Annotated in this window: 3 protein-coding genes and 1 pseudogene; 3 read left to right on the top strand and 1 reads right to left on the bottom strand. The window is 36.5% G+C overall.

The window, feature by feature from the left end; all coding sequences use genetic code 11:
• Positions 1-2,585 (bottom strand): annotated as a pseudogene (locus tag IU405_RS05115) (hypothetical protein); the annotation flags it as partial.
• A 269-nt stretch (positions 2,586-2,854) separates the two neighbouring features.
• Between IU405_RS05115 and IU405_RS05110 the strand changes: the two are divergent.
• From IU405_RS05110 to IU405_RS05100, 3 genes are all read left to right on the top strand, one after another.
• Entirely contained in the window at positions 2,855-4,657 is a 1,803-nt protein-coding gene (locus IU405_RS05110; RefSeq protein WP_197437529.1) for a glycoside hydrolase family 2 protein, read from the top strand.
• Positions 4,658-4,713: 56 nt separating this feature from the next.
• Positions 4,714-5,226 (top strand): LamG domain-containing protein, encoded by a 513-nt coding sequence (locus tag IU405_RS05105; protein WP_197437528.1) that lies wholly within the window; start codon positions 4,714-4,716, stop codon positions 5,224-5,226.
• A 95-nt stretch (positions 5,227-5,321) separates the two neighbouring features.
• Positions 5,322-6,737, top strand: a complete 1,416-nt coding sequence (locus IU405_RS05100; RefSeq protein WP_197437527.1) for a sulfatase — start codon at positions 5,322-5,324, stop codon at positions 6,735-6,737.
• The last annotated feature ends 73 nt before the right edge of the window (positions 6,738-6,810 follow it).

The raw sequence follows: 6,810 nt of genomic DNA, 5'->3' as shown, positions 1-6,810 counted from the left end.
GAAGCTTTTGTGTGTAAGTAGAAACGTCCAATTCCATCCAAAGATTCCCCTAAGGTAACTTTGTAAGTGGCATTTGCTTCACTTAAAAGAGTTACTGTATTTGCAGCTCTGTCTTCTAAATAGACGTTGAAACCATCAGGAATGTTCATCGCTTCAGCAGAGAATGTGATTTCTTTTCCAGCAGCAGCTTTGATACCTACAGGAACCACCATGTTTTCAAAATCTGAGTTTGGTAAGGATTGTACTTGGTATTTTTTCCCTTCGCTATTAGCTACTAAATGCGTAAATACATCCACAGTATTTACAACACCACCAAAAGTTTCACCATCATAACCATTGTCAAAGCTAGTTGTTGCATTGTCTAAATAATAGATTTTTGCAAATCTGTTATTTGAACCATCAGTCATATTTAAGGTGATTTCAGGTTTTGCAGTTTTTTGGAATGCATCTCCAGTAGCTGTTTGATAAGATTCAGCAATGCTTACGTTTGTACCGTTAGAAGATCTTACAAAGAAACCTTGAGCAGGAGCCAACACAAATGAAGCAGCTAAGTTTTTCACTTCATAATTACCTGAACTTTGATTAAAAACCCAAATGTCAGTTGAAACTAAATTTTCACCATTGTCAGTTAATAAAGTAGCACTATTAATGAATGATGTAAAAGGATTTCCAAGCAAGTTAAATCCTGTTCCTGCGTTACTTACTCCAACAGAAACATCTGAAGTATTGATGGTTCCAGTGAAAGAAATATTTCCTGCACCAGCACCATTAGCTCTTCTCACAGAGTATCCTGTTCCTGCTGCAAAAGTACTACCTCCATTTGTTTGCATATAAGACCATGTATTATCAGCTGTGTTATAAGAACCAATAGCATTGTTTATACCATTAATTGCCAATGAATTTGCAGCAATATACGCATTGTCATATGTCTCACCTACAACAGGACTTGATACCAAATACCAATTTTCTGTACCTAGGTTTCTATTATAGGTTACATTACCAGAAGAAGTTCCATTTACAATTAATGAACCTCCAGAGTTAATGACAAGCCCATCTGTTTCAGTTACAGTTAAATTATTACAAACTGCCGCTGTTGAAGCCCCAATAACGGGTGCAGTTGTTACTTCTGGTATCAGAACATCATCGGTTGCTATAGGTCCAACACCTGTAACCCAATTGGAAGCTGTTGCCCAATCTGAATCTGTAGCTCCTGTCCAAGTTACTGGAGATTCAAATGCTACATCATCTATATAATAGGTTCCTGTAGCTTTCAATTGAAATTCTAGTCTGGCATTTGCTCCAGGAGAAGCAGGATTTAAATCGATTTCATAATATACCCAAGAAGTAGTTAGTGTTATTCCAGAATCTGTTTTTGTTGGTGAACTAAACCGAACATACATATCCATAGCATCTTCGCTTCCCTTTGCTCTAAAAATCAATTTTGTGGCTGTTGCAGGACACACAACATCCTCTTGACGTAATCTCAAATTAGAAGTAGCAGGAGGAACTGTAGTAACTACAGCTCTGAACACATTATTACCAGCCTCCTCAAATATGTCTCCAGTGGCAACTGCAATATCATTGACTTGTAAACGCCAGTCTCTTGCGCCTACGACACCATCACTACCCAAATCATCAGCGGTATTGCTAAAATCACCATTTGGCACTAACTGGTAATTGACATAATTAATAGCACCCGAAGATGTACCGTTTACCGTTAATGAACCTCCATAAGATACGGTTACCCCGTCTGTTTCTGTTATGGTTAAATTATTACAAACTGCTGCTGTTAAAGCCCCAATAACGGGAGCATTCGTTACCTCAGGTATTACCACGTTATCGGTTGCTGTAGGTACAGTATTTGTACTCCAGTTAGAGGCTGTTGCCCAATTTGAATCTGTAGCTCCTGTCCAGGTAGTAGGACCAGCCACGGTCTCAATTGTGATGGTAGCGAAATCCAAATAGGTTCCATTTGCAGCCATAGCTCCGCCCCTCGGACGGAAATCGGTGATCGAGGTAATGCCGGAGAGATCGGCCGAGATCGACTGGGAATCCGTAGCTGAGCCAGTCACTGTGTATCTCATTTCGTTGTTTTCGAAATCCCAAGTGACTGCAACCACTAGAGGAATAGCGCCGGCAAAATCATCTTGGTCGAGGATAGCAGCAGGGCTCAGTTCGATTCCGTTGCCCTCGACATCCAGCGAAAACTCATTAGTTGCGAAAGTATTGAACTCCACCTCCATATTGCCCGTCCCATCTTCTCCAAATTGGAAAGCCACCTGACTTCCAATATTCATATCAGTAAGTTCGATTGTCAGTGTCAAGGAACTGATGGCTGACGTGCTAATCGAGCCACCAGCAAGCGCTGCCGAATTACCATTGCCATCGGTTGCGTACCGCAGCACTCCGGCAGACGGCACGCTGTTGGGCGCAGTGGTGGTCCATTGGTTTTGGGTCATTCCATTGATGCCGGTTTCAGGGTTTGCGCCATCGAAGGTCCATTGCTCGACGGTGGTTTGCGCCTGAGTAGTATAGCAGAACAAAGCTGCAAATACGGTTAAAAATAAAAGTAATCTAAATTTCATAATTAAAAATTTTAGTTGTTAATATATTTATTGGTCACAGCAAACTAAATAGTTTTTACGAAGTGTTTACTATAAAATTTGTACGTTTTTTTTATAAATACATACAAATCAACTCTTTAGAAATGCCACCAAAAAAAAGAACTGTTTTTGTACAATCACAGAAAAAACCGTTTACACAAATTGGACAATTGTGTAAAAAAAATGGAAGTTTTTAATTGGCAATAACTTTGTAGATTTTTTAGTTTTACTGATACAATTTAAAGAGACATATGATCCACAAAATTTTTCTTTTTTTAGCCTTTATTTTTGGTGTACAGACATTATCGTATACACAAGAAACACTAATTAATGTAGATCATCGAGATACACAATCACTTAACGGACAATGGGATATTATTGTGGACCCCTTAGAAAGTGGCTATTATAATTTTCATTTAAATGAATATGCTGAAGGTGCAGCAAAAGGTTTTTTCTCTGATGCGAAACCTAAAGATAAAACAGAACTTTTAGAATACAGTTTTGATACTAGTGAGAAATTGCATGTTCCTGGTGACTGGAACTCTCAAAAAGAAAAATTATTTTTATATGAAGGTACCATTTGGTATCGTAAGCATTTTAACTATAATTTACCCAAAAACAAACGTTTGTTTGTCTATTTTGGTGCTGTTAATTACGAGGCTGTTGTATATCTTAACGGAAAGAAAATAGGAACCCACATTGGTGGTTTTACTCCTTTTAATTTTGAAATTACAGATTTTGTTGCGTCAGGAAAAAACACGTTGGTGGTTAAAGTTAATAACACCCGAAAAAAAGATGCGATACCTTCCACAATGCTAGATTGGTGGAACTACGGCGGTATTAATCGTCGTGTATTATTAATTGAAGAAGAACAAACCTTAGTACAAGACTACCACATACAACTTGCTAAAGATAGTTTTGAGAAAATTAAAGGTTGGGTGCAATTAAATGGTAAAGATAAACAGCAAAAGGTAACCATTAGTATTCCAGAAGCTAACGTATCTGAAACCATTAAAACAGATGCTAATGGTTATGCTGCGTTTACGATAAACACCAAACTAACGCTTTGGTCTCCTGAAAACCCAAAATTATATACAGTTCATATTAATGCTGAGACTGCTAAAATAACAGATGAAATTGGTTTTAGATCTATTCAAGTAAAAGGGACAGATATTTTATTGAATGGTAAACCTATTGTATTAAATGGCATTTGCATTCATGAAGAATCTCCTGTTAGAGAAGGTAGAGCATATACTCCAGAAGATGCACAAATACTTTTAAATTGGGCAAAAGAGCTAAATTGCAACTATGTACGTTTGGCGCATTATCCTCATAATGAATATATGACTCGTTTGGCGGATAAAATGGGGCTTATGGTATGGTCTGAAATACCCGTATATTGGGCCTTAGAATGGGACAACCCAGAAGTATATAAAAATGCATCTACCCAATTGAAAGACATGATTACTCGCGATAAAAATAAAGCGTCGGTTATTATATGGTCTGTGGCTAATGAAACACCAAAATCGGATGCTAGAAATACTTTTTTACGAAATTTAGCAGATCAAGCAAGGGCGCAAGATCCTACCCGATTAATTTCTGCAGCACTTTTACATGGCAAAGTAGATGGAAAAATGACCATAAACGACCCTATTGGAGCGTATATGGATATATTAGCTTGCAATGAATATACAGGTTGGTATGGAAATACGGACCCAAAACAATTTGATTATAAATGGGAAACAAAGTACAATAAACCTCTTATTATGAGTGAATTTGGTGCTGGAGCCCTGCAAGGTTTTCACGCAGATGCAGATACCAGATGGAGCGAAGAGTTTCAAGCACGTGTGTATGAACGTCAGTTTCCGATGTTAGATAAGATTCCTTTTCTTAGAGGTACATCTCCATGGATCTTAAAAGACTTTAGATCTGCAAAACGCTTGCTGCCTGATTATCAAGATTACTATAATCGAAAAGGTTTAATCTCTGAATTTGGCGAAAAAAAACAGGCTTTTTACTTATTACAAGCGTATTATAAAAAAAAAGTCCAATAATATGGCAACTAAAAACTTTAGGTACCACTAATAAAAAGGGTGTTGTAAAACTTGGATTGCCCAAACCTACATCAAATGCCCTACACTTTAATGGTAGTGAAGATGCTATTTTTATAGAAGAAAATCCAATAAAAGGATTGAACAGTTTTACTATTGAAGTATATTTTAAACCAGAAACAAAAGGTGCCAAAGCGCAACGATTTTTACATCTTGGATCTATTGATGATGATCGGTTACTATTTGAAACTAGACTTACAGATGATGGGCATTGGTATTTAGATACCTATATAAAATCTGGAGACTCAGATTGTGTGCTAAAAAGTTCTGCGTTCTTACATCCTTTGAATCAATGGTATCATTTAGCCCTTGTGGTAGAAAACGGAAAAATGAAAAATTATGTAAACGGAACTTTAGAGTTGGAAGGCGTTGTAAACAATTTTAAACCCATTTCTGTTGGTCAAACCTCTATTGGAGTGAGACAAAATAAAGTACATTGGTTTAAAGGAGAAATAGGATGGGTAAAAGTATCTCCTAAGGCGCTTGAGCCTAGTAAATTCGAAATACCTTAATCCTAATTTAAAAATTTTTTATATGTATATGCCTTTTAAACCATTAACACTATTGATGCTTAAGACCTTTTATATTAACTTTATCCTAAAAAATCATGAATATTAGTACAAAAAGACATGTCTACATTCTAGGGTTATTCGTTGTAATACTTTTTACTGCTTGTAGTTTAAAAAAAAGTATAAAAAGTAATGCAGATGATGCACCATTAACAGATAGTGCTAACACACCACAACAACCAAATGTGCTGTTTATTGTGGTAGATGACCTCAATGATTTTCCTGCATTTATGAACGGTAATACCGTAGCAAAAACACCTAATCTGGATCGATTGGCAAACCAAGGTATGGTATTTACAAATGCGCATGCACAGTTTCCATTGTGTGGACCTTCTCGTGCTAGTTTTATGTCTGGTATGTTACCATCTACATTAAATTATACTGGACATATGAAAGACAGTGAAGTACAAGAACGTGTTACTAATCTTGACTCTAAGTTGCTTCATACTTATTTTGCAGAACATGGTTATAAAACAATGGCTGTGGGTAAAATTTTACACGATCATATACCAGATGGAAGTGTAGATATAAGTGGTGGACGCCTACCTTTTAACGAAGGCACAGGACGTTTAGGAAAAAACTGGGATGTAAAAGGGACACAAACTGATTGGGCTATGGCGCCTGAACAAGATGAAGAACTTGCCGATTACAAATCGGCATCTTGGGCCGTTGAACAATTAGCATCTGAACATAAGGTCCCTTTTTTTATGATGGTAGGTTTTCTTAGACCTCATGTGCCTTGGTATGTGCCAAAAAAATGGTTCGACTTATATAATAAAGAAGAAATTACAACACCTCCGTTTTATAAAAATGACCTTGATGATGTATCTGAAACTGCAAAACGTATTAGTATTTTGCCTCAATATCCAAAAACAGATTGGGCCATTGAGAATAACCAGTGGAAAAATATTTTACACGCCTATTTAGCAAGTACTAGTTTTGTAGATCATCAAGTAGGCAGAGTGCTTAACGCATTAGAGGCTAGCGCATATAAAGAGAACACCATTGTTGTGTTACTTTCAGATCACGGATATCATTTGGGTGAAAAAAATACGTTTCAAAAAGAAACACTTTGGGAACGTTCTAGCCATTCACCACTAATTATTGCTGGCCCACAAATAGAAAAAAATAGATGTGAAAAAGTGGTAAGTTTATTAGATATTTATCCAACACTAACCGATTTATGTGAACTTCCTGCCAACAAAAAAGTAGAAGGTCATAGTTTGCTTCCATTACTTAAAAATCCTGAAAATGATTGGAAATGGCCATCGATTATTGGGTACAAAGAAAATAGCTTTGCCATTCAAACCGAACGTTACCGATATTTACGTTACAACGATGGTTCTGAGGAACTATATGACCACCAAACCGATAGTAATGAATGGTATAACTTGGCTGATAAACCAGAAATGAATGCCATTAAAAATGAACTGGCAAAACATTTACCAAAATAATTAAAATGGTATTTGGTTTTATAAACTTATAGATGTTATCTAATAATCTAATGATTACTAGTTTGTTAAACAT

This window comes from Polaribacter sp. BAL334 (genome assembly GCF_015767435.1).
In the GTDB taxonomy this organism is placed as follows: domain Bacteria; phylum Bacteroidota; class Bacteroidia; order Flavobacteriales; family Flavobacteriaceae; genus Polaribacter.
Note: the sequence above shows the minus strand (reverse complement) of the source record. Positions and strands in the feature narration are given on the sequence as shown.

Bases quoted from the DNA above. Each gene is read 5' to 3' on its own strand.
- IU405_RS05100 (WP_197437527.1), top strand. From the start codon at position 5,322: ATGAATATTAGTACAAAAAGACATGTCTACATTCTAGGGTTATTCGTT.
- IU405_RS05110 (WP_197437529.1), top strand. From the start codon at position 2,855: ATGATCCACAAAATTTTTCTTTTTTTAGCCTTTATTTTTGGTGTACAG.